20 protein-coding genes are annotated in these 20509 nt (G+C 79.0%); 16 read left to right on the forward strand and 4 right to left on the reverse strand.

All coding sequences use genetic code 11. The features are described from left to right. Positions 1-37 precede the first annotated feature (37 nt). Complete coding sequence (locus tag Q0789_RS01340) at positions 38-820, reverse strand: CDP-alcohol phosphatidyltransferase family protein (RefSeq protein WP_298801378.1); 783 nt, start codon at positions 818-820, stop codon at positions 38-40. A gap of 69 nt (positions 821-889) precedes the next feature. Here Q0789_RS01340 and Q0789_RS01345 point away from each other — a divergent pair, with 69 nt between their 5' ends. The 5 genes from Q0789_RS01345 (at position 890) to Q0789_RS01365 (ending at position 5669) form a co-directional block, all read left to right on the forward strand. Beyond that, the gene (locus Q0789_RS01345; RefSeq protein WP_298801379.1) at positions 890-2008 is read left to right on the forward strand and encodes a zinc-binding alcohol dehydrogenase; all 1119 of its coding nucleotides are present in this window, start codon (positions 890-892) and stop codon (positions 2006-2008) included. Beyond that, complete coding sequence (locus tag Q0789_RS01350) at positions 2005-2451, forward strand: 6-carboxytetrahydropterin synthase (protein ID WP_298801380.1); 447 nt, start codon at positions 2005-2007, stop codon at positions 2449-2451. The genes Q0789_RS01345 and Q0789_RS01350 overlap by 4 nt, the downstream gene beginning before the upstream one ends. Continuing rightward, positions 2448-3587, forward strand: coding sequence for a glycosyltransferase (locus Q0789_RS01355; RefSeq protein WP_298801381.1), 1140 nt, complete (start codon positions 2448-2450; stop codon positions 3585-3587). Before Q0789_RS01350 ends, Q0789_RS01355 begins: the two co-directional genes overlap by 4 nt. Further along, a complete protein-coding gene (locus Q0789_RS01360) occupies positions 3584-4591 on the forward strand; it encodes a class I SAM-dependent methyltransferase (RefSeq protein ID WP_298801382.1) in 1008 nt (335 codons plus the stop codon). The genes Q0789_RS01355 and Q0789_RS01360 overlap by 4 nt, the downstream gene beginning before the upstream one ends. Before the next feature lie 118 nt (positions 4592-4709). Further along, the gene (locus Q0789_RS01365; protein ID WP_298801383.1) at positions 4710-5669 is read left to right on the forward strand and encodes a lysylphosphatidylglycerol synthase domain-containing protein; all 960 of its coding nucleotides are present in this window, start codon (positions 4710-4712) and stop codon (positions 5667-5669) included. Here the strand turns inward: Q0789_RS01365 and Q0789_RS01370 are convergent. After that, positions 5666-6595 (reverse strand): RibD family protein, encoded by a 930-nt coding sequence (locus Q0789_RS01370; protein ID WP_298801384.1) that lies wholly within the window; start codon positions 6593-6595, stop codon positions 5666-5668. The two genes, Q0789_RS01365 and Q0789_RS01370, sit on opposite strands and share 4 nt — an antisense overlap. A gap of 153 nt (positions 6596-6748) precedes the next feature. Between Q0789_RS01370 and tsaB the strand changes: the two genes are divergently transcribed. The 4 genes from tsaB to tsaD all read left to right on the forward strand — a co-directional run bounded on the left by tsaB (position 6749) and on the right by tsaD (position 9967). Continuing rightward, positions 6749-7504 (forward strand): tRNA (adenosine(37)-N6)-threonylcarbamoyltransferase complex dimerization subunit type 1 TsaB, encoded by a 756-nt coding sequence (gene tsaB / locus Q0789_RS01375; RefSeq protein WP_298801385.1) that lies wholly within the window; start codon positions 6749-6751, stop codon positions 7502-7504. After that, a complete protein-coding gene (locus Q0789_RS01380) occupies positions 7501-8064 on the forward strand; it encodes an N-acetyltransferase (RefSeq protein ID WP_298801386.1) in 564 nt (187 codons plus the stop codon). The genes tsaB and Q0789_RS01380 overlap by 4 nt, the downstream gene beginning before the upstream one ends. Beyond that, positions 8061-8762, forward strand: coding sequence for a DedA family protein (locus tag Q0789_RS01385; protein WP_298801387.1), 702 nt, complete (start codon positions 8061-8063; stop codon positions 8760-8762). The genes Q0789_RS01380 and Q0789_RS01385 overlap by 4 nt, the downstream gene beginning before the upstream one ends. A gap of 158 nt (positions 8763-8920) precedes the next feature. Further along, complete coding sequence (gene tsaD / locus Q0789_RS01390) at positions 8921-9967, forward strand: tRNA (adenosine(37)-N6)-threonylcarbamoyltransferase complex transferase subunit TsaD (RefSeq protein ID WP_363325983.1); 1047 nt, start codon at positions 8921-8923, stop codon at positions 9965-9967. A 51-nt stretch (positions 9968-10018) separates the two neighbouring features. On the opposite strand, the gene Q0789_RS01395 is transcribed toward tsaD, so the two are convergent. After that, positions 10019-11281, reverse strand: coding sequence for a class I SAM-dependent methyltransferase (locus tag Q0789_RS01395; RefSeq protein WP_298801389.1), 1263 nt, complete (start codon positions 11279-11281; stop codon positions 10019-10021). A 257-nt stretch (positions 11282-11538) separates the two neighbouring features. Between Q0789_RS01395 and groES the strand changes: the two genes are divergently transcribed. Together groES and groL are read left to right on the forward strand one after the other, a co-directional pair. Continuing rightward, positions 11539-11832 (forward strand): co-chaperone GroES, encoded by a 294-nt coding sequence (groES, locus tag Q0789_RS01400; RefSeq protein WP_171203546.1) that lies wholly within the window; start codon positions 11539-11541, stop codon positions 11830-11832. Between the two features lie 211 nt (positions 11833-12043). Continuing rightward, complete coding sequence (gene groL / locus Q0789_RS01405; RefSeq protein ID WP_298801390.1) at positions 12044-13660, forward strand: chaperonin GroEL; 1617 nt, start codon at positions 12044-12046, stop codon at positions 13658-13660. Between the two features lie 277 nt (positions 13661-13937). On the opposite strand, the gene Q0789_RS01410 is transcribed toward groL, so the two are convergent. Continuing rightward, positions 13938-14246, reverse strand: coding sequence for a WhiB family transcriptional regulator (locus tag Q0789_RS01410; protein WP_171204460.1), 309 nt, complete (start codon positions 14244-14246; stop codon positions 13938-13940). Between the two features lie 364 nt (positions 14247-14610). Here Q0789_RS01410 and Q0789_RS01415 point away from each other — a divergent pair, with 364 nt between their 5' ends. From Q0789_RS01415 to Q0789_RS01435, 5 genes are all read left to right on the forward strand, one after another. After that, a complete protein-coding gene (locus Q0789_RS01415; RefSeq protein WP_298801391.1) occupies positions 14611-15711 on the forward strand; it encodes a MerR family transcriptional regulator in 1101 nt (366 codons plus the stop codon). A 198-nt stretch (positions 15712-15909) separates the two neighbouring features. Continuing rightward, positions 15910-16509, forward strand: a complete 600-nt coding sequence (locus tag Q0789_RS01420) for a response regulator transcription factor (RefSeq protein WP_298801392.1) — start codon at positions 15910-15912, stop codon at positions 16507-16509. A 216-nt stretch (positions 16510-16725) separates the two neighbouring features. Further along, positions 16726-18216, forward strand: a complete 1491-nt coding sequence (guaB, locus tag Q0789_RS01425) for an IMP dehydrogenase (RefSeq protein ID WP_298801393.1) — start codon at positions 16726-16728, stop codon at positions 18214-18216. 91 nt (positions 18217-18307) lie between these two features. Beyond that, positions 18308-19429 (forward strand): GuaB3 family IMP dehydrogenase-related protein, encoded by a 1122-nt coding sequence (locus Q0789_RS01430; RefSeq protein ID WP_298801394.1) that lies wholly within the window; start codon positions 18308-18310, stop codon positions 19427-19429. Between the two features lie 37 nt (positions 19430-19466). Next, positions 19467-20468, forward strand: coding sequence for an oxidoreductase (locus Q0789_RS01435; protein WP_298801395.1), 1002 nt, complete (start codon positions 19467-19469; stop codon positions 20466-20468). The last annotated feature ends 41 nt before the right edge of the window (positions 20469-20509 follow it).

The raw sequence follows: 20509 nt of genomic DNA on the forward strand, positions 1-20509 counted from the left end.
CCGCCCGCTCCCCGACGACGACGACGGCGTCCGTCCGTCAGCCGCCGGCGCGCCCGCGCCGCTCCAGCGCCGCGACGTCCCGCCCGAACGAGACGGCGAGCAGCGCCAGCGCCGCCGCGCACGCCGTCGCCGCCAGCGGCACGGGCACGACCGGCACGAGCGCGGTGACGAGCACCGCCGCCTGCGCGGCCGCCACGGCGCGACGGAAGAGGCTGTACGGCAAGGGCTGTCGCAGGCGGGGTCGCAGCCGACCGGCGACGACGAACGCGTAGCGCATCAGGCCGACGCCGAGGACCCACCACCCCACGACCGGGCCGAGCGCCACGGACAGGACGAGCAGCAGCGCGGCGTCGACCTCCATGTCGAGCCGGGCGCCCGCGGCGGTGGCCGTGCCGGTGCGGCGGGCCACCGCGCCGTCGACGGCGTCGAGCAGCGCCGCCGGGGCCGCGAGCGCCAGCAGCCACCACGACCGCGGCGGCAGGTCGCCGAGCAGCGCCAGGACGACGACGGTCGCGCTCCCGCCGACGAGGACGGTGCGGCCGAGGGTGACCCGGTCCGCCGGCCCGCTCCAGCGGTCGCGCCGCGAGCCGACCGCCACCGCCGCGGCGCCCACCAGGCCCACGCCCGCCAGCACGGCGAGGTGGGCGCTCGCGGCCATGCCGCCGAGGACGACCAGCCCGGTGCACAGCACGACCGAGACCGCCGTGGCCAGGGCGCCGTCGCGCACCGCGGTCGCCGGGGCGCCGCCCCGGCCGTGGGGGTGGTCGCGCCTCGCCGTGCCGCGGCCCTGGGCGCCGGGGGAGCTCCCGCGTAGGGTCACCGCACCATGGTCACGTCCGGTCACGCCCCGGCGCCAGACCCCGGCGGGGCCGGGGCGGCGTCACCCTCCGTGCCCGCCGAGGGCGAGGCGCCGGGCCGGGCGGACGGGCGCGCGACCGGGGGGTCGTCCCCGCCGCCCGGTGCGCGGGGCGTCGCGACGGCGTACTGGACCACCGGCCCGGGCACGGGCGAGCTCCGCAGCGAGCCGCTGCGCGCTCCGGGCGACGGCGAGGCGCTCGTGGAGACGTTGCACACGGGCGTCAGCCGGGGCAGCGAGCTGCTCGTCCACCGCGGCGGGGTGCCCGCGCGGGTGGCGGACCTCATGCGCGCGCCCTTCGGCGTCGGTGACCTGCGGGCGCCGACGCCCGAGGCGCCCGTCAAGTACGGGTACCTGGCCGTCGGCGTCGTCGCCGAGGGGCCGCCGGACCTGCTCGGGCGCACCGTCTTCGGCCTCCACCCGCACCAGGACCGCTTCGTCGTGCCGGCCGCCGCGCTCGTGCCGGTGCCGGACGGCGTCCCGCCCCGCCGCGCCGTCCTCGCCGGTGCGGTCGAGACCGCCCTCAACGCCCTCTGGGACGCCGCCCCGCGCCTCGGGGACCGCGTCGCCGTCGTCGGCGCCGGGATGATCGGCTGCTCGGTGGCGGCGCTGCTGCGCTCGTTCCCGCTCGGGCGGCTTCAGGTCCTCGAGCCCGACCCCGCGCGCGCGGCGGTGGCCGCCTCGCTCGGCGTCAACGTCGTCGCGCCCGACGACGCCGCCGACGGCTGCGACCTCGTCCTGCACTGCTCGGCCACCGGCGCCGGGCTGTCGCGCGGCCTCGAGCTGCTCGGCGACGAGGGCGAGCTCGTGGAGCTGTCCTGGTACGGCGACCGCGACGTCTCCGTCGCCCTCGGCGCCGACTTCCACGCCCGCCGCCTCGTCGTGCGCGCCAGCCAGGTCGGCGCGGTCTCGGCGTCCCGCCGCGCGCGCCGCACGACCCGCGAGCGGCTCGCGCTGGCCCTCGAGCTGCTGCGCGACGACGCGCTCGACGCCCTCGTGCCGGTCTCGGTGCCGCTCGCGGAGCTGCCGGCCGCCCTCGTCGCCCTGGCGGCCGGGGAGCTGGACGCGCCGTGCCTCGTCGTCGACCACCCCCTCGCCGACCCGCCTCTCGCCGACCCCCCTCTCGCCGACCCGGAGGACCGACCGGCATGACCCCGCCCCCGCAGAGCCCCGGGACGACGTTCTCGGTCGTCGTCGAGGACCACGTCATGGTCGCCCACTCCCTGCCGCACCCGGCCTTCGGCCCGGCGCAGGGCAAGCACGGCGCGACGTACGACGTCGCCGCCACCTTCTGGCGCGACGGGCTCGACGCCACCGGCGTCGTGCTCGACATCGGGGCCGCGACGGCCGCGCTGCGCGCGGTCCTCGCCGACCTCGACTACCGCGACCTCGACGAGCACCCGGCCTTCGCGGGGCTGCTCACGACCACCGAGGTGGTGGCGCGCCACGTCGCCGAGGCTCTCCTGGCGGCCCCGGCCCTGGCGCCGCACGTCGAGGACCTCCTGCGGCTCGACGTCGTGCTGCGCGAGACGCCCCGGGCGGCCGCGGGCGTCAGCGTCGACCTCGTGGCCCGTCGCGCCGGGGGAGCGGCGTGAGGGGCCTGCGGCTCGTGGCCCCCGCACCCGGGGGCGGCGCGGAACGCGGAGCCGCGGCCGAGAGCGGCGGCAGCGCCTACGACCGCCGGCTCGTCGACGCCCTCGGCGACCTCGGCGTCGACGCGCGCCTCGTCCCGGTGCCGGGGGACTGGCCCGAGGGCGGGGCGGAGGACCGCGAGCGCCTCCTCGCGGCCGTGCTCGACGCCTCGGCGGAGGGCGTCGTCCTCGTCGACGGGCTCGTGGGCTCCGGTGCCCCCGACGTGCTCGAGCGGGCGCGGGACGCCGGGGTGCGCGCGCACCTGCTCGTGCACCTGCCCCTGCACGAGGAGACGGGCCTCGCGCCCGCCCGCGCCGAGCACCTCGCGGGGCTGGAGGCGCGGGCGCTCGCGGCCGTCGCCGGCGTCGTCGCGCCCAGCGCCTGGCTCGCCGCCCGCCTGCCGCGGGCGGCGGGCGGCGCCGCACCTCCCGTCGTCGTCGCCCGGCCGGGGACGGACGCCGCCGCGCCCGCCGCCGGGTCGAGCCCGCCGTTCCTGCTGCACCTGGCGGCGGTGGTGCCGCGCAAGGCCCAGGACGTCGTCGTCGCCGCGCTGGCCCGCCTGACCGACCTCCCGTGGACCGCCGGGCTCGTCGGCGACGACCGGCGCGACCCGGCGTACACGGCCCGCGTGCAGGCCGCCGTCGAGGCGCACGGCCTGGCCGACCGGGTCGCCGTCACGGGAGCCGTGGGGGGTGCGGCCCTGGACGCGGTGCGGCACGCCGCCGACCTCGTCCTCCTGCCCAGCCGGGCCGAGCCCTGGGGCATGGCCGTCGCGGAGGGGCTCGCCCGCGGCGTGCCGGCCGTCGTCGCCGCGGGCACGGGGTCCGCCGAGGTGCTGGGCGTCGGCGAGGGGGGCGCCGGCGAGGGGGGCGCCGGCGAGGAGGGCGCCGACGAGACCGCCGACCCGCCCGGCGCCCTCGTCCCGGCGGGCGACGCCGTCGCCCTCGAGCACGCCCTGCGCCGCCTCCTCACCGGCGCCGACGACCCGGCGGGACCGCTGGGGCGCGCCCGCGCGGCGGCTCGTCGACGAGGGGCCGAGCTGCCGGGCTGGGAGGCGACGGCCCGCGCCGTCGTCGACGGGCTGGGTCTGGCGCCGTGACGAGCGGCGAGGGCGGTGCGGGCGGCGCCGACGCCCCCGCGGGTGGCGCCGACGATTCCGCGGGCGGGGCGCCGCTCGAGCGGCCCGTGCCCGCGGACTGGCTGGCGCTGCGCGAGACGGCGGACGTGCGCGCGCGCGACGAGGCCGCCGACGCCCTGCTCGGACCGCTCGCCGCGGCGCTGGCCGAGCGCGCCGGCCCGCAGGGCGGGGACCGGGCCCCTCGGCCGCCGGGTGCGGGCGGGCCGCACGTGCTCGACGTCGGGGCGGGCACCGGAGCGGGCGCCCGCTGGCTCGCGCCCCGCCTGCGCGCGCGCCTGGGGCGCGAGGCGCGGTGGACGCTGCTCGACCACGACGCGGACCTCCTCGCGCGCGCGGGCGCCGCGCCGGGCGCGACCGGTCGCGGGGCGCGCCGCGTGCTGGGCGACCTGTCCCGCGCCGCCGCCCTCCTGCGCGGGACGGGCGCGCCGGGCGATGGCGCGACCGACGGGCCCGGACGGCCCGACCTCGCGACGGCGACGGCGCTGCTGGACCTGCTGCGCCCCGCCGAGGTCGAGGTGCTCGCGGGGGCGGTCGTCGACGCGGGCGTGCCGCTGCTCGTGGCGCTGAGCGTGACCGGCGAGGTGCGGCTCGACCCGCCGGACCCGCTGGACGCCGAGCTGGCCGCGGCCTTCGACGCCCACCAGCGCCGGGGCGGGCGCCTCGGTCCGGACGCCGTCGCGCCCGTGGTCGAGCGGCTGGGGTCCGCGGGCCTGCAGGTCCTCACCGCACCCTCGCCGTGGCGGCTCGGGACGGCCTCGCCGTCGGGCGGCGGGGGTGACGCCGACCTGCTCGCCGCCTGGGCGCGCGGGCGGGCGGAGGCCGCCGTCGAGCACGACGGAGCCCTCGCCGCTCCGGCGGCGCGGTGGTCGCGCGCCCGGGAGGAGCAGGCGCGGGCGGGCGCGCTCGGCGCCGTCGTCGGCCACGTGGACCTCCTCGCGCTGCCCGGCGTGACGCGCGGCGGCTGACGTGGCGTCCGCGCCGGGTCGCCCGCCGGACGACCCGCAGCTCCGCGTCGGTCCGGGCCCCGGCGGGCGGACCGCTCGCCGCCCGGCCGGCCGGCCGGCGCTCCGGGCGCTCGCGCGGGTGGCCCTCGGCGCCGCGCTCCTCGCGGCGGTCCTGCTCGTCGTCGGCCGCGAGCCCGCCGCGGAGGCCGTCCGCGTCCTGCGCCCCCCGCTCGTGCCGGCCGCGCTCGCCCTGGGCCTCGCCGCCACGACGGCGCAGGCCCTGCGCTGGCGCGCCGTGGCGCGCGCCTTCCCCGGCGCGCCCGTCCCCGCGCGCCGCCGCGCGGTCGCCGAGTACCTGCGGGCGCAGGCCCTCGACGTCCTCGTGCCGGGCGGCGTCGCCGGCAGCGCCGCCCGCGCGGTGCGCGGGCGCGGGAGCGGCTCCGGAGGGATGCGGGCCAGCGCCGCGGCCGTCGTCAGCGAGCGGGCGGTCGGCGTCGGGGTGCTCCTGGCCGCGGGGGCTGCCGCGCTCGCGACCCGGGACGCCGCCGCCGCGCTCCTGGCCGCCGTCGTCGCCGCCGTGGCCCTCGCCGTCGCCGCGCCGGCGCTGCGCCGGCTGGGCCCGCGCGCCGGGGCGGTCGTCGTCGGGTGGTCCGTGCTGGGCCTCGCCCCGCTGCTGCTGCTCTTCGTCCTCGCCGCCGGCGAGGTGCTGCCGCACCTCACCGACGAGGCGCTGCCGCACTCCACCGACGAGGTGCTGCCGCACCGGGGGGTGGGGGCGCTCCTCCTGCTCGCCACCGCGGCGCTCGCCGGCATGGCCGTGCCCGCGGGCGTCGGCGGCTTCGGGCCGCGGGAGGCGGCGACGGCGTCGGCGGCCGCGCTCGCCGGCCTGCCCGCCGCCGACGGCGCGACGGCGGCCCTCGCCTACGGCCTCCTCGTCCTCGTCGCGGCCGCGCCCGGCGCCGTCCTCCTCGGCGTGGACGTCGTCACCGCGGGGCGTGCGACCCGCGGACGCCCTCAGTCCTCCTGGAGCGCTGAGCCGCCGCGGAGCGCTGAGCCGTCCCGGAGCGCTGAGCCGTCCCGGGGCCCTGAGCCCTCCTAGGGGTGCCGAGCCGCTCGCGCCGCCGCCAGGTCGAGCTCGAGGCAGGAGTCCTCGCCCAGCGCGAAGCGGCGGGCGGGCGGTCGCAGGGCGTCCGCGAGCCGGTCCGCGCCGGCGAAGCGCAGCCCCGGCACGCCGTCGCCCACGAGCAGGGGCGCCGTCGTCACGAGGAGCCGGTCGAGGACGCCGGCGGCGAGGAACGCGGAGACGGTGCGCCCCCCGCCCTCGACGAGGACGCGGCCCAGGCCGCGGGCCGCGAGGGCCGCCAGCACGTCCGCGGGGGCGAAGGCGCCGCTCGGGGCGGGCAGGCTCACCACCTCCACGTGCGGCGGCAGCGCCGGCTCGTCGGCGCCCCCGGCGACGCACCACAGGACCGGCGGCCCCTCCGCGAGCAGGCGGGCCGTGCGCGGCGCGCGGGCCCGCGGGTCGAGGACGACGCGCACGGGCGAGGGGCCGCCGACGCTCCGGACGGTGAGCAGGCAGTCGTCGGCCGCCACGGTCGACACGCCCACGACGACGGCGTCGACGAGCGCCCGCAGCCGGTGCAGGTGGCGCCGGTCCTCCTCGCCGGTGACGTGCCGGGCGTCCCCGGTGCGCGCCGCGACGAAGCCGTCGAGGCTCTGCCCGAGCTGGGCCAGCACCAGCCGCGGGCCGGCCGCGACGAGGGGGCCGTAGCGCGCCAGCAGCTCGGCGCCCTCCCCGCCGCGGGCGACCTCCGCGGGAGGCACGCGGCCGTCCAGCAGGGCGCGCCACACGGTCCCGCCGTCGCCCTCGTCGCGCGTGGGCGCGGCGTTCTCCCCAGCCACGAACGAGGCGTCGTCCTCGGGCGCGGCGTCGTCCTCGTCGGGCACGGCGGCGCCGACGCCGGTCGTCGGGCGGAAGCTCTGGGCACCGGCGGTGGTCTCCACCGGCGTCGTCGCCTCGGGCACGGCCCGGACCCTAGCCGCCGGGCCCGCGCGCCCCCTCGGCGTCGACCCCGCGCCTCCCGGCCCCGCGCCTCCCCGGCCCCGCCTCCCGGGTCGCCCCGGCGGGCTCCCGGCGCGAGGTCCGGTCCTCCCGGCCCGGCCACCTACCCTGGAGGCGTGCTGCTGGCCCTCGACACCTCCGCCGTCGCGAGCGCGGCGGTGCTGGCGGACGGGCGGGTGCTGGCGGCCCGCACCTCCGGCGACGCACGGCGGCACGCCGAGCTCCTGCAGCCCATGGTCGAGCAGGTCCTCGCCGAGGCCGGCGCGTCGCGGCGGGACCTCGCGGGCGTGGCCGTCGGCGTGGGGCCCGGCCCCTACACGGGGCTCCGCGTCGGCCTGGCCGCCGCCCAGGTGCTCGGTCTCGCCCTCGGCCTGCCCGTGCACGGCGTCCGCAGCCCCGACGCGCTGGCCCGGGCCTGCGCCGACGCCCTCGTCGCGGCCGGTCGCGCCCTGCCCGCCCGCTTCGGCGTCGCGACGGACGCCCGCCGCCGCGAGGTCCACTGGGCCGTCTACGAGACGACCGGCGGGGACGGGCAGCAGGACCCCGGGAGGGACGCGACGGCGCTGCGCCTCGTGGACGGCCCGGGCGTCGGCGCCGCGGCCGACGTCGCGGGGCGCGCCCCCGCCTGGGCGGGACGCGGCGTCCACCTCTACGGCGAGCACCTGACGGCCCTGCCGGGCGTCGAGGAGCTCCTCGACCCCGCGGCCGCGGCCCTCGGCCTCGTGGCCGCCGACGCGCTCGCCGGGCGCGGCCACCTCGGCCTCGTGCCCGTGGAGCCGCTCTACCTGCGCCGCCCCGACGCCGTCGCCACGGCCGACCGTCCGGCGCCGTCCCCGGGCCGTCCGCCGACCGCCGCCGGCGCGGCGCGGTGAGCCCCACCACGGCGCCCCCCGCCCCCGTCCGCCTGGCGCGCCTGCGCTGGTGGGACGTCGCGGACGTCGCGGCCCTCGAGGCCGAGCTGTTCGGGCCGACGGCCTGGAGCGCCGAGCTGTTCTGGTCCGAGCTGGCGGCCCCCGGCCGCGGCGCCTGGGTGGCCCGCACGGCCGACGGGGCGCTCGCCGGCTACGCGGTCGCGGCCGCCGCCGGCGCGGACGCGGACGTGCAGACGATCGCCACCGCCCCGTGGGCGCGCGGCCGCGGGCTCGGTGACGCCCTCCTCGCGGCGTGCGAGCAGCACGCGGCCGCCCTCGGCGCGACCGCGCTGCTGCTCGAGGTCGACGCCGGGAACGCCCCGGCGCGGCGCCTGTACGCGCGGCACGGCTTCGAGCAGCTGGCCCGGCGCCGCGACTACTACGGCCCCGGCGCCGACGCCCTCGTGCTGCGCCGCCGGACGGGCCCGCCGCCCCCTCCCGGCGACGCCACCGGCGAGCCCGACGCCGGCGACGGGCCCGGCCCCACCGACGACACCGATCCCGGAGGCCGCCCCGCATGAGCCCCGCCCTCCTCGACGCGGCCCCCGCCGTCCTGGCCACCACGTCGGTCGACGACGCCGTCGGCGGCCTCACGGGGCTGTCCGGCGCGCTGGCGCGCTTCATCGCCGCCATCGGCGAGCCCGGCGTCTTCGTCGCCACCGTCCTCGAGACGGTCGTGCCCCCCGTGCCGAGCGAGGTCACCCTGCCGCTGGCCGGCTTCATCGCCGCCCAGGGCGGCATGGACCTCGTGCTCGCGCTCGTGGCCGCCACGCTCGGCTCGCTCGTGGGGGCGCTCGCGCTCTACGCCGCCGGCCGGGCGCTCGGCGAGCAGCGCGCCGTCGCCGTCATGGCCCGCATCCCGTTCGTCGACCGCGAGGAGGTCGAGCACGCCGTCGGCTGGTTCCACCGCCACGGCGGCGCGTCGGTGTTCTTCGGCCGTCTCGTGCCGGGCGTGCGCAGCCTCGTCTCGATCCCCGCCGGGACCACGCGCATGCCGCTGCTGCGCTTCTGCCTCCTCACCGGCGCGGGCTCCCTGCTGTGGAACGCCCTCCTCGTCGGCGGGGGCTACGCCCTGGGCTCGCAGTTCGAGCGCGTCGAGGAGTACGCCCAGTACCTCGACCACGCCTTCATCGCCGTGCTCGTCGTCCTGCTCGCCCTGTTCGTCCGCAGCCGCGTGCGGCGCGCTCGCGCCCGCGGCGACGTGAAGGAGGCCCTGTGAGCGAGAGGGGGACGGTGAGCGGGCGAGGGACGGTGCGTGGAGGAGGAGTCGTGGGCGGAGGAGGGACGGCGGGCCCGGCGGGAACGGTGGGCGCCGAGGTCGGAGGCACCGCACCCCGGGCCCGTCTGCTGCAGCCCGGCCGCCCACCGGCGCCCGGGGTGGAGCCGCTCGTCCTCGGGATCGAGACCTCCTGCGACGAGACGGGCGTCGGCCTCGTGCGCGGCACGACGCTGCTCGCCGACGCCGTCGCGAGCAGCGTCGAGGAGCACGCCCGCTTCGGCGGCGTCGTGCCCGAGGTCGCGAGCCGGGCGCACCTCGAGGCCATGGTCCCGACGCTCCGCCGCGCCTGCGAGGACGCCGGCGTCGCGCTCGCGGACGTGGACGCCGTCGCGGTGACGGCCGGGCCCGGGCTCGCCGGCGCCCTCCTCGTCGGCGTCGGCGCCGCCAAGGCCCTCGCCTGGGCGCTCGACGTGCCCCTCTACGGCGTCAACCACCTCGACGCCCACGTCGCGGTGTGCGCCCTCGACGGCGGGCCGCTGCCGACGCCGTGCGGCGCGCTGCTCGTCTCCGGCGGGCACACGTCCCTGCTCCACGTCGTCGACGTCGCGAGCGACGTGCGCCTGCTCGGCGAGACGGTCGACGACGCGGCGGGGGAGGCCTTCGACAAGACCGCCCGCCTGCTGGGGCTGCCGTACCCGGGCGGACCGGCCATCAGCGCGGCCGCGGCGGACGGGGACCCGCGGGCCATCGCCTTCCCGCGGGGCCTGACGTCGGCCCGCGACCTCGAGCGCCACCGCTTCGACTTCTCCTTCTCCGGCCTCAAGACCGCCGTCGCCCGCTGGGTGCGGGCCTGCGAGGCGTCGGGCCGCCCGGTGCCGGTGGCCGACGTCGCGGCCTCCTTCCAGGAGGCCGTCTGCGACGTCCTCACCCGCAAGGCCGTCGACGCGTGCCGCGCCCACGGCCTCGAGACGCTGCTGCTGGGCGGCGGGGTCTCGGCCAACGGGCGGCTGCGCGAGCTGCTCGCCGAGCGGTGCGCGGAGGCCGGCGTCGCGCTGCGCGTGCCCCGGCTGCGGCTGTGCACCGACAACGGCGCCATGGTCGCCGCCCTCGGGGCGCAGGTCGTCGCGCGCGGGCTCCCGCCGTCGGGGCCGGGGCTGGGCGGGGACTCCTCGCTGCCGGTCGGGACGGTGCTCGTCGCGGGCTGACCGCCTCCTCCGGAGCGGGCCGGGGGCGGGGCCCAGGCGGCGGGCCGGGGCTCAGGGGGCGGGGCGGGGCAGCGCCCGGCACAGCAGCGCGCTCTGGCGCCCCGCCACCCGGGTGAGCACGACGACGGCCTCGTGCGGGCCCTCCAGCCGGCCGAGGCGGCGGCGCAGCTCCTCGGGCTCCACGGCGGTGCCGCGCTTCTTGACGACGAGGCGGCCGACGCCCCGCTCGCGCAGGCGCGCCCGCAGCGGCTTGAGGCCGAAGGGGAGCACCTCGTCGACGGCGTAGCCCGTCGCCGACGGCAGCTCGAGGTGCCGGTCGGCCGTCACGTAGGCGATCGAGGGGTCGACCAGCCGGCCGTCGAGGGCCGCCACGACGGCGCCGACGAGCCCGGCCCGCACGACGGCTCCGTCGGGCTCGTAGAGGTACCCGCCCACGGGGCCGACGGGCGGGGCGCCGGCGGCGAAGGGGTCGTGCACGTCGTCGACGACGGCCGCGACGCCGCCGCGGACGACGACGGCGCTGCGGCGCACGCCCGGGCGGGCCAGAGCCGGCGACCACAGGGCCGCCTCGACGACGTCGCCGTCGACCGACGTCCACTGGCACTCCCAGGGAGCGGACGCGACCGGGCCGCCGACCGGGCCGCCGACCGGGCTCCCGACCGCCCCGGGGACGAGGTCGTGGTCGATGCCCGGCGCCGTCTTCACCCCGACGGGCAGGCGATGCGCCAGCTCGACGGCGAAGGACAGCGGCGGGCTCGCCCGCCGCGGGTCGAGGACCCGGCGCCCGGCGTCGTCGCGCCGCGCCGGGTCGAGCCAGGCGCCGTCGACGCCCGTGAGGTCGGTGGCCGCGACGTCCTCGCAGCGCACCTCGCTGCCGGGGAAGCGCCGCAGGTTGGCCGCCGCCACCGCGGCCGTGGGCTCGTCGCGGTCGACCGCGAGGACGTCGACCCCGAGCCCGGCCAGCGCCAGGGCGTCCCCGCCGACGCCGCAGCCGAGGTCGGCCACGCGGCGCACGCCGGCCGCGGCGAATCGGCGCGCGTGCCGGGCGGCCACCTCGAGCCGCGTCGCCTGCTCGAGACCGGCTGCCGTGAAGAGCATGTCGTCGGCGAAGGGCCCGAACTTGGCGCGCGCCCGAGCCCGCAGGCGGCTCTGGGTGAGGGCGCCCGCCACCAGCACGGGGTCGTGGCCGGCCGCCCGCAGCCGCTGCCCCAGCGCGAGGGCGCCCTCGTCGTCGTAGGGCGGCAGGGAGGCCAGGAGGGCCTGGCCGGCGGGGGAGAGCACCGCCGCGAGGCCGGCGACGGCGGGGTCGTCCACGGCGGCGATGGTGGCACGGGCGGACGACGGGCCGACCGGTGCCGCGGCGCTCCCACCGGGCGGCCACCGGGGTCGGCTCCGGGGCCGCCCCTCGGGTCGGCTCCGGGGCTGGCACTCGGATTGACCGAGTGCTAACCCCGCCCTAGAGTCGCGGTCGGCGAGACGGCAGGACCGGCCGACCCCCGCGACGGCGGACGGCTCCAGCCCGCACCGCCTGCCCCCGTCACGTGAACCACCACGAAGGAGAGGTCCGCACAGTGTCGGTCTCCATCAAGCCGCTCGAGGACCGCATCGTCGTCAAGGCCGTCGAGGCCGAGCAGACGACCGCGTCGGGTCTGGTCATCCCGGACACCGCGAAGGAGAAGCCCCAGGAGGGCGAGGTCCTCGCGGTGGGCCCGGGCCGCGTCGACGACAACGGCCAGCGCGTGCCGGTCGACGTCAAGGTCGGCGAGAAGGTCATCTACTCCAAGTACGGCGGCACCGAGGTCAAGTACGGCGGCGAGGACCTGCTCATCCTCTCCGCGCGCGACGTCCTCGCCGTCGTCGGCTGACACCAGCCCCCGGCACGACGGCGCACCGCGGCCCCGCTCGGGCCGCGCGCCCGCACGACCGCCCCGGCGGACCGGCCCGCCGGTCCCCGGGGCGACGTGCGTCCGGGGCCCCGCACGACAGCCGACGAGCGACGGGCCCCGAGCGCGACCGCGCCGCACCGCACGACTCTCCCGCGGGCTCCAGCGCGAGCCCCGACCAGGACGGAGCACCATGGCCAAGACCCTGCAGTTCGACGACGAGGCCCGCCGCGCGCTCGAGCGCGGCGTCGACGCCCTCGCCGACGCCGTGAAGGTGACGCTCGGCCCCCGCGGCCGCAACGTCGTCATCGACAAGCAGTGGGGCGCACCCACCATCACCAACGACGGCGTGACGATCGCCCGCGAGGTGGAGCTCGAGGACCCGTACGAGAACCTCGGCGCCCAGCTCGCCAAGGAGGTCGCCACCAAGACCAACGACGTCGCCGGCGACGGCACGACGACGGCGACGGTCCTCGCGCAGGCGCTCGTGCACGAGGGCCTGCGCAACGTGGCCGCCGGTGCGGCGCCCGGCGCCCTCAAGCGGGGCATGGACGCCGCGGTCACGGCCGTCGGCGACGCCCTCCGCGGAGCCGCCCGCGACGTCGAGGGCAAGGACGAGATCGCCCACGTCGCCGCGATCTCCAGCCAGGACCGCACCATCGGCGAGCTCATCGCCGAGGCGTTCGACAAGGTCGGCAAGGACGGCGTCATCACCGTCGAGGAGTCGACCACCGCGGCGATGGACCTCGAGTTCACCGAGGGCATGCAGCTCGACAAGGGCTACATCTCGCCGTACTTCGTCACGGACAACGAGCGCATGGAGGCCGTCCTCGAGGACGCCCACGTGCTCGTCCACACCGGCAAGATCAGCGCGGTCCAGGACCTCCTGCCGCTGCTCGAGAAGGTGCTGGAGACGTCCAAGCCGCTCTTCGTCGTGGCCGAGGACGTCGACGGCGAGGCCCTCTCGACCCTCGTCGTCAACAAGATCCGCGGCACCTTCACGGCCGCGGCCATCAAGGCCCCCGGCTTCGGCGACCGCCGCAAGGCGATGCTCGAGGACCTCGCCGTCCTCACCGGCGCCCAGGTCGTCACCCCCGACGTCGGCCTCAAGCTCGACCAGGTCGGCCTCGAGGTGCTCGGCACGGCCCGCCGCGTCGTCGTCACGAAGGACGACACGACGATCGTCGACGGCGGCGGCTCGCGCGAGGACATCGACGCGCGCGCCGGCCAGATCCGGTCCGAGATCGAGCGCACCGACTCCGACTGGGACCGCGAGAAGCTGCAGGAGCGGCTCGCCAAGCTCGGCGGCGGCGTCTGCGTCATCAAGGTCGGCGCGGCCACCGAGGTCGAGCTCAAGGAGAAGAAGCACCGCATCGAGGACGCCGTCTCGGCGACCCGCGCGGCCATCGAGGAGGGCATCGTCGCCGGCGGCGGCTCCGCCCTCGTCCAGGCGGCGTCCGTGCTCGAGGGCGACCTCGGCCGCACGGGCGACGAGGCCGTGGGCGTCCGCATCGTCCGGCGCGCCGTCGACCAGCCGCTGCGCTGGATCGCCGAGAACGCCGGCATGAACGGCTACGTCGTCGTCGACCGCGTCCGCACCCTCGGGGGCGGGCAGGGCCTCAACGCGGCGACGGGCGAGTACGAAGACCTCGTGCCCGCCGGCGTCATCGACCCGGTGAAGGTCACCCGCTCGGCGCTCGTCAACGCCGCGTCGATCGCCTCGATGGTCCTCACCACCGAGACGCTCGTCGTGGAGAAGAAGGAGCCGGTCGAGGAGGCCGTCGGGCACGGCCACGGGCACGGTCACTGACCGGCTCGCCGTGAGCAGCTGGCGCTGACGAGCGCCACCCCGTCCGCCCACCGGCGGACGCGCCGCCCTCGCGGCGCACGAGGGCCCCGGGCGATCCGCCCGGGGCCGTCGCGCGTCTGCTGCCCGCGCGTCTGCTGCCCGTGGGTCTGCTGCCCGCGGGTCCGCCGCGGGGTCGCGGCGCTGCCGCCCCGCCACGGCAGCGGCCCCGGACGCGCGAGAGCCCCGCACCCATCGGGTGCGGGGCTCTCGTCGCGTCGCGCCGGGGGCCGGGCCGGGTTCAGCTGGCGAGGGGCAGGACCCGCGTGGCGCCGCGGCGGCGCGCGTACTCGGCCTCGCGCTCGTCCTCGGTCATGCCGCCCCAGACGCCGTAGGGCTCGCGGACGGCGAGGGCGTGCTCCTTGCACTGCTGCACCACGGGGCAGGCGGCGCAGATCGCCTTGGCGGCGTTGTCGCGGTTGCGGCGGCTCGGGCCGCGCTCGCCCTCGGGGTGGAAGAACAGGGTGTCGTCGGCCTCGCGGCACGCGCCCTGCATCTGCCACTCCCAGAGGTCGGCGACGGGGCCGGGGAGGCGCGAGATCTCAGCCATGGGAGCTCCTGGGGTGTCGTGCCCCCGAGGGGGCTGCCGTGGTGGCTCCGTGCTGGGCCGACCGTGGCGCGATGTCGATGGCGTGGACGCTACAACCGATCCAGAAGTTGTTCAAGGACCTGTTCGCGCCGCACGGGAGTTGTTCACCCGACGGCCAGCGGTCGTCCAGGAGCGCGCCGGGAGGGCGTGCCGACTGGCTCGGCGGGGCGCGCGCGGCCAGAGTGAGCACGTGCCCTCCCACGCCCCCGTCCCGGCCCGCGACCGGCGGGCGCCCGGTGACGACGGCGCGGGCGGCGGGGGCGCTCCCGCACCGGCTCGACGGGAGGGGGTCCAGGCGGTGCCTGCCCGCGACGACGAGGGACCGGTGGACCGGCGCCCCGGGCACGACGAGCAGGGCGAGCCCTCGACGGGCGCGGGGACGGACCCCGCAGCAGACCCGGCGGCGGTCGCGGCCCCGACGCTCAAGGTCGCGGCCGTGGCGCGCCGCCTCGGCGTCGCCCCCGCGACGCTGCGCACGTGGGCCCGTCGCTACGACCTCGGGCCCTCCGCGCACACGGCGGGCGCCCACCGCCAGTACAGCCTCGAGGACCTCGAGCGGCTCATGGTCATGCGGCGCATGACGCTGGAGGGCTACTCGCCGGCGGAGGCCGCCCGCGTGGCCGTCCAGAGCGCCCGCGCGACGTCGGCCGTGGCGTCCGCGCACGACCCGTCGTCCTCCGCCCCCGCCCAGGCGTCCCCGCAGGCCCCCTCGCAGGCCGCTCCGCGTCCCCTCGACGCGTCCCTCGCGCACGAGCCCTCACGTCCTCCGGCGCGAGCCCCCGGCGAGGCGCCGGCCCCGCGGGGCGCCACCCCGTCGGTGCGCTCCCTGGCGCGCGCGGCGATGGCGCTGCAGGCGGGGGAGTGCCAGCGGCTCCTCGAGGCGCACATGGCCGTGGGGGGCGTCGTCGAGGCCTGGACCGCGCTCGTGCGCCCGGTGCTCGAGGCCCTGTCCGACCGGGTCGGCGCCGTGGCCCCGGGCCGCTCGCCCGTCGCGCTGCTGGAGGCGGCCCTCCTCGCCGCCCTGCGCGCCGCCGTCGAGGGGGAGCCGGCGGGGGGCCCCGCGGTGCTCGTCCTGCGGCCGTGCGCCCCCGGGGGTGGCGGTGGCGGGGCCTCCGGGGGCGGCGCCACGGGCGACCTGCTGTCGCACGTCGTCGCCGCCGCCCTCCGCGAGGAGGGCGCGGCGGCGGCGGTGCTGCCGGGCGCCCACGCCGCCGAGCGCGTCGCCGCCGTGGGCGAGCAGCTCGACGCGGCCGTCCTCGTGGTGGTGGCGGACACCGCCGTCGACGCGGCCGCCGCCGAGGAGACGGCCCGCCTGGTCGACCCCGCGGGCGCGCGCGTCGTCCTGGCCGGGCGCGGGTGGGCCGCCCCGCTGCCCGCGCCCGTTGTGGCGGACCTCGGCGACGTCGCCGCGACCGCGCTCCCCTGACCTCCCGGGCCGTCACCGGGCCCGCCCGGGCGACCCGGACGCGCCGGGACCAGTCCGGCGGCGCGCCGGCGCCGAACGCTGTGGACGACGACAGCGGGAGGCGCGGTGCACGAGGTTCCCTCAGGAGACGGCGCTCCCGTGCCGATCACCAGGGCGAAGCGGCCGCACACCCGCGGTCAGACCACCCGGAGGTTCAGCGTGTCCACCGTGCTCGTCTGCGACGACGTCCTGCCCGTGCGGGAGTCGCTGCGCCGCCAGGTCGGCTCCGTGCCGGGCGTCACCCGGACGGCCGGTGCCGCCGGTGGCGGCGCCGCCGCCCGGACCGCACCCGGCGGGCCGCCGGACGTCGTCCTCATGTCCTGCTCGCACCCGCGGGCGGCCGAGCACATCCGCTCCTGGATGCAGGCCCGGCCCCAGACGGCCGTCATCGCGGTCGTCGCCCCGGGCGACGGCGACACGGCGGGCGCCGCCATGGCCGCCGGCGCGTGCGCCGTCCTCGTCCGCGAGCCCAGCACGCCCGAGCTGACGGCCGTGCTCCACCACGCCATGTCGGTGAGCGACGCCCGCCGGGCGGCCGTCGCCGCGACGGCCCAGGAGGACGTGCCGGTCCTCACCGAGCGCGAGCAGCAGGTCCTCGCCGGCATGAGCCGCGGCCGCAGCAACGGCGAGATCGGCAAGGAGCTCTTCCTCTCGGAGGACACGGTCAAGACCCACGCGCGCCGGCTGTTCCGCAAGCTCGGCGCCGCGGACCGCGCGCACGCGGTCGCCATCGGCTTCCGCGCCGGCCTCGTGCGCTGAGCCCGGTCTCCCGCGGGCGCAGGGGGCTCGCGGGGGCGGGGCTCGTGCACGGGGCGAGGGCGTCCCGGAGGTGCGTGCAGGAGAGCGCCGGGGGAGGCGCCGGCAGGGGCGCTGGCGAGGGGCGTCGGGGAGGGGCGCTGACGGTCGTACGATCGCTGCACGCAGCGTCGCGTCCGCAGCCGTCCCCGTCCCCAGGGAGCCCCCGCCGTGCCGGACATGCCCGCCGACCCCTTCGCCCGCACGGGCCTCACCTACGACGACGTGCTGCTCCTGCCCGCGGAGAGCGACGTCATCCCCAGCGAGGCCGACACGACCACGCGGGTGTCGCGGCGGGTCGAGGTCCGGGTGCCGCTGCTGTCGTCGGCGATGGACACGGTGACCGAGGCGCGGATGGCGATCGCCATGGCCCGCCAGGGCGGCCTCGGCGTGCTGCACCGCAACCTCTCGATCGAGGACCAGGCCGACCAGGTCGACCTCGTCAAGCGCTCCGAGGCCGGGATGATCACCAAGCCGGTGACGACGTCGCCCGGCGCGACGCTCGCCGAGGTGGACACGGCGTGCGCGCGCTACCGCGTCTCGGGCCTGCCGGTCGTCGACGACGCCGGCGTGCTCGTCGGCATCGTCACCAACCGCGACCTGCGCTGGGAGCCCGACCACAGCCGCGCCGTCGCCGACGTCATGACGCCGATGCCGCTCGTCACGGCGCCCGTCGGCGCCGACCGCGAGACCGCGATGCGGCTGCTGCGCGAGCACAAGGTGGAGAAGCTGCCGATCGTCGACGCCGACGGCCGCCTGCGCGGGCTCATCACCGTCAAGGACTTCACCAAGGCCGAGCAGTACCCCCTCGCCACCAAGGACGAGCGCGGGCGCCTGCGCGTGGCCGCGGCCGTCGGCTTCTTCGACGACGCCTGGCAGCGCTCCATGGCGCTGGTCGACGCCGGCGTGGACGTCCTCGTCGTGGACACCGCCCACGGGCACAGCCGCGGGGTCGCCGACATGGTGGCCCGCCTCAAGGCCGAGCCCGCCGCGGCGCACGTCGACGTCGTCGGCGGCAACGTCGCGACGCGCGAGGGCGCCCAGGCCCTCGTCGACGCCGGCGCCGACGGCGTCAAGGTCGGCGTGGGCCCCGGCTCCATCTGCACCACCCGCGTCGTCGCGGGCGTCGGCGTCCCGCAGGTCAGCGCCATCTGGGAGGCGGCCCAGGCGTGCCGCCCCGCGGGCGTGCCCCTCATCGGCGACGGCGGCCTGCAGCACTCCGGCGACATCGCCAAGGCCCTCGTCGCGGGCGCCGACGCCGTCATGCTCGGCTCGCTCCTGGCCGGCTGCGACGAGAGCCCGGGCGACCTCGTCTTCATCGGCGGCAAGCAGTACAAGGGCTACCGCGGCATGGGCTCGCTCGGGGCGGCGCAGAAGCGCGGGCGCGCGCGCTCGTACTCCAAGGACCGCTACTTCCAGGGCGACGTCGACGACGACGCCTTCATCCCCGAGGGCATCGAGGGGCAGGTGCCCTACCGCGGCCCGCTGTCGGCCGTGGCGCACCAGCTCGTCGGCGGCCTGCGGCAGTCGATGTTCTACACGGGCGCCCGGTCCGTGCCGGAGCTGCGCGCCCGCGGCCGCTTCACCCGCATCACGCCCGCGGGCCTCAAGGAGAGCCACCCGCACGACGTGCAGATGACGGTCGAGGCGCCCAACTACGGGCGCCGCTGAGGACCTCGCCCACCGCGGGCCGCGCAGGCCGGCCCGCGAGGGCCGGGCGGCGTCGTCGTCGGCCGTCGGCGGTCGCCACTAGCCTGCGCGGGTGGCTGAGATCGAGATCGGACGCGGCAAGCGGGCGCGGCGCACCTACTCCTTCGACGACGTGGCCGTCGTCCCGAGCCGGCGCACGCGCGACCCGGAGGACGTCTCGACGTCCTGGCAGATCGACGCCTACGCCTTCGAGGTCCCGGTGCTGTCGGCGCCGATGGACTCGGTCACCTCGCCCGCGACGGCCGTGGCGCTGGGGCGCCTGGGGGGCCTCGGCGTGCTCGACCTCGAGGGCCTGTGGACCCGCTACGCGGACCCGGAGCCGCTGCTCGAGGAGATCGCCTCGCTGGCCGACGGCGACGCCACGCGGCGGATGCAGGAGCTCTACTCCCGCGACATCGACCCCGACCTCGTCGCCCAGCGCCTGCGCGAGGTCCGCGAGGCGGGCGTCACCGTCGCCGGGGCCCTGAGCCCCCAGCGCACGCAGCAGCTGTGGAAGACCGTCGTCGACGCCGGCGTCGACCTCTTCGTCATCCGCGGCACCACGGTCTCGGCCGAGCACGTCTCCTCGCGCAGCGAGCCGCTCAACCTCAAGAAGTTCATCTACGAGCTCGACGTGCCCGTCGTCGTGGGCGGCGCCGCCTCGCACACCGCCGCGCTGCACCTCATGCGCACGGGCGCCGCGGGCGTCCTCGTCGGCTTCGGCGGGGGAGCGGCCAGCACCACCCGCACCACCCTGGGCATCCACCCGCCCATGGCCAGCGCCGTCGCCGACGTCGCGGGCGCGCGCCGCGACTACCTCGACGAGTCCGGCGGCCGGTACGTCCACGTCATCGCCGACGGCGGCGTCGGCCGCTCGGGCGACCTCGTCAAGGCCATCGCCTGCGGCGCGGACGCCGTCATGCTCGGCGCCGCGCTCGCGCGCGCCGAGGAGGCCCCGGGCCGCGGCTGGCACTGGGGCCCGGAGGCCCACCACAGCGAGCTGCCGCGCGGCGAGCGGGTGCGCGTGGGCACGGCCGCGCCGCTGGCCGAGATCCTCTCCGGGCCGGGGCGCACCGCCGACGGCACCACCAACCTCGTCGGTGCCCTGCGACGCGCCATGGCGACCACGGGGTACTCCGACCTCAAGGAGATGCAGCGCTGCGAGGTCGTCGTCAGCCCCTACCAGCCGGGCTGACCGCGGGTCGGCGCGAGCGGGCTGGCAGGCTGGCCGCATGAGCAGCGCTGGTGACGACGCCCCCACCTCCCCGGCCGGCCCGTCCGGCGGCTGGTCGCCCGACCGGGTCGGCGACCAGTCCGGGCGCACGGCCCTCGTCACGGGCGCCAACAGCGGCCTGGGGCTCGAGGTGTCGGCCGTCCTCGCCGCCGCGGGCGCCCGCGTCGTCATGACGGCGCGGTCCCGGGAGAAGGGGGACGCCGCCCTGGAGCAGGTTCGGCGCCGCGCGCCGGGCGCGCAGGTCGAGCTCCAGCTGCTCGACCTGGCGTCGCTGCGCAGCGTCGCCGACCTCGCGACCCGCATGACGGCGAGCCTGGGGGCCCACGGGCTCGACCTGCTCGTCAACAACGCCGGCGTCATGGCGGTGCCCCGCTCGACCACCGAGGACGGGTTCGAGCTGCAGCTCGGCACGAACTTCCTCGGCCACTTCGCCCTCACCGGGCGCCTGCTCGGCCCGCTCCTGCAGAGCGAGTCCGCGGGCCGGCGGCCGCGCGTCGTCAGCCTGTCGAGCATGGCGCACCGCTTCGGGCGGATCACGCCCGACGACCTCATGCGCGAGAAGCGCTACGGGGCGTGGAGCGCCTACGGGCAGTCCAAGCTGGCCGACCTCATGTTCGCGCTCGAGCTGGACCGGCGCGCCGAGCGGGCCGGGCGCGAGCTCGTCAGCGTCGCCGCCCACCCGGGCATCTCGGCCACCAACCTCTTCACCGGCGGCCCCCTCGGGCGGCTGCCCTCGCCGGTGCGCTCCGCGCTCGGGCGCGTCGGCGAGCTCGTCATGCAGAGCCCGGAGGCGGGCGCCTGGCCGGTGCTGCGCGCGGCGACGGCGCCCGACGTCGTCGGCGGGGAGTACTACGGGCCCGCCGGGGCCGGGGAGCGCAGCGGCCCGCCCGTGCGCGTCGGCACGTCCGCGGGCGCGCAGGACGTCGACGTGGCCCGCTGGCTGTGGGAGGAGGCCGTGCGCCTCACCGGCGTCGGCTTCCACGAGCTCGACCCCGCCTGAGCCGGGCGGCCCCTCAGGGGCGCCGGGCTGTGCCCGACCCC

Source organism: uncultured Pseudokineococcus sp., from assembly GCF_947499845.1.
Lineage (GTDB): Bacteria > Actinomycetota > Actinomycetes > Actinomycetales > Quadrisphaeraceae > Pseudokineococcus.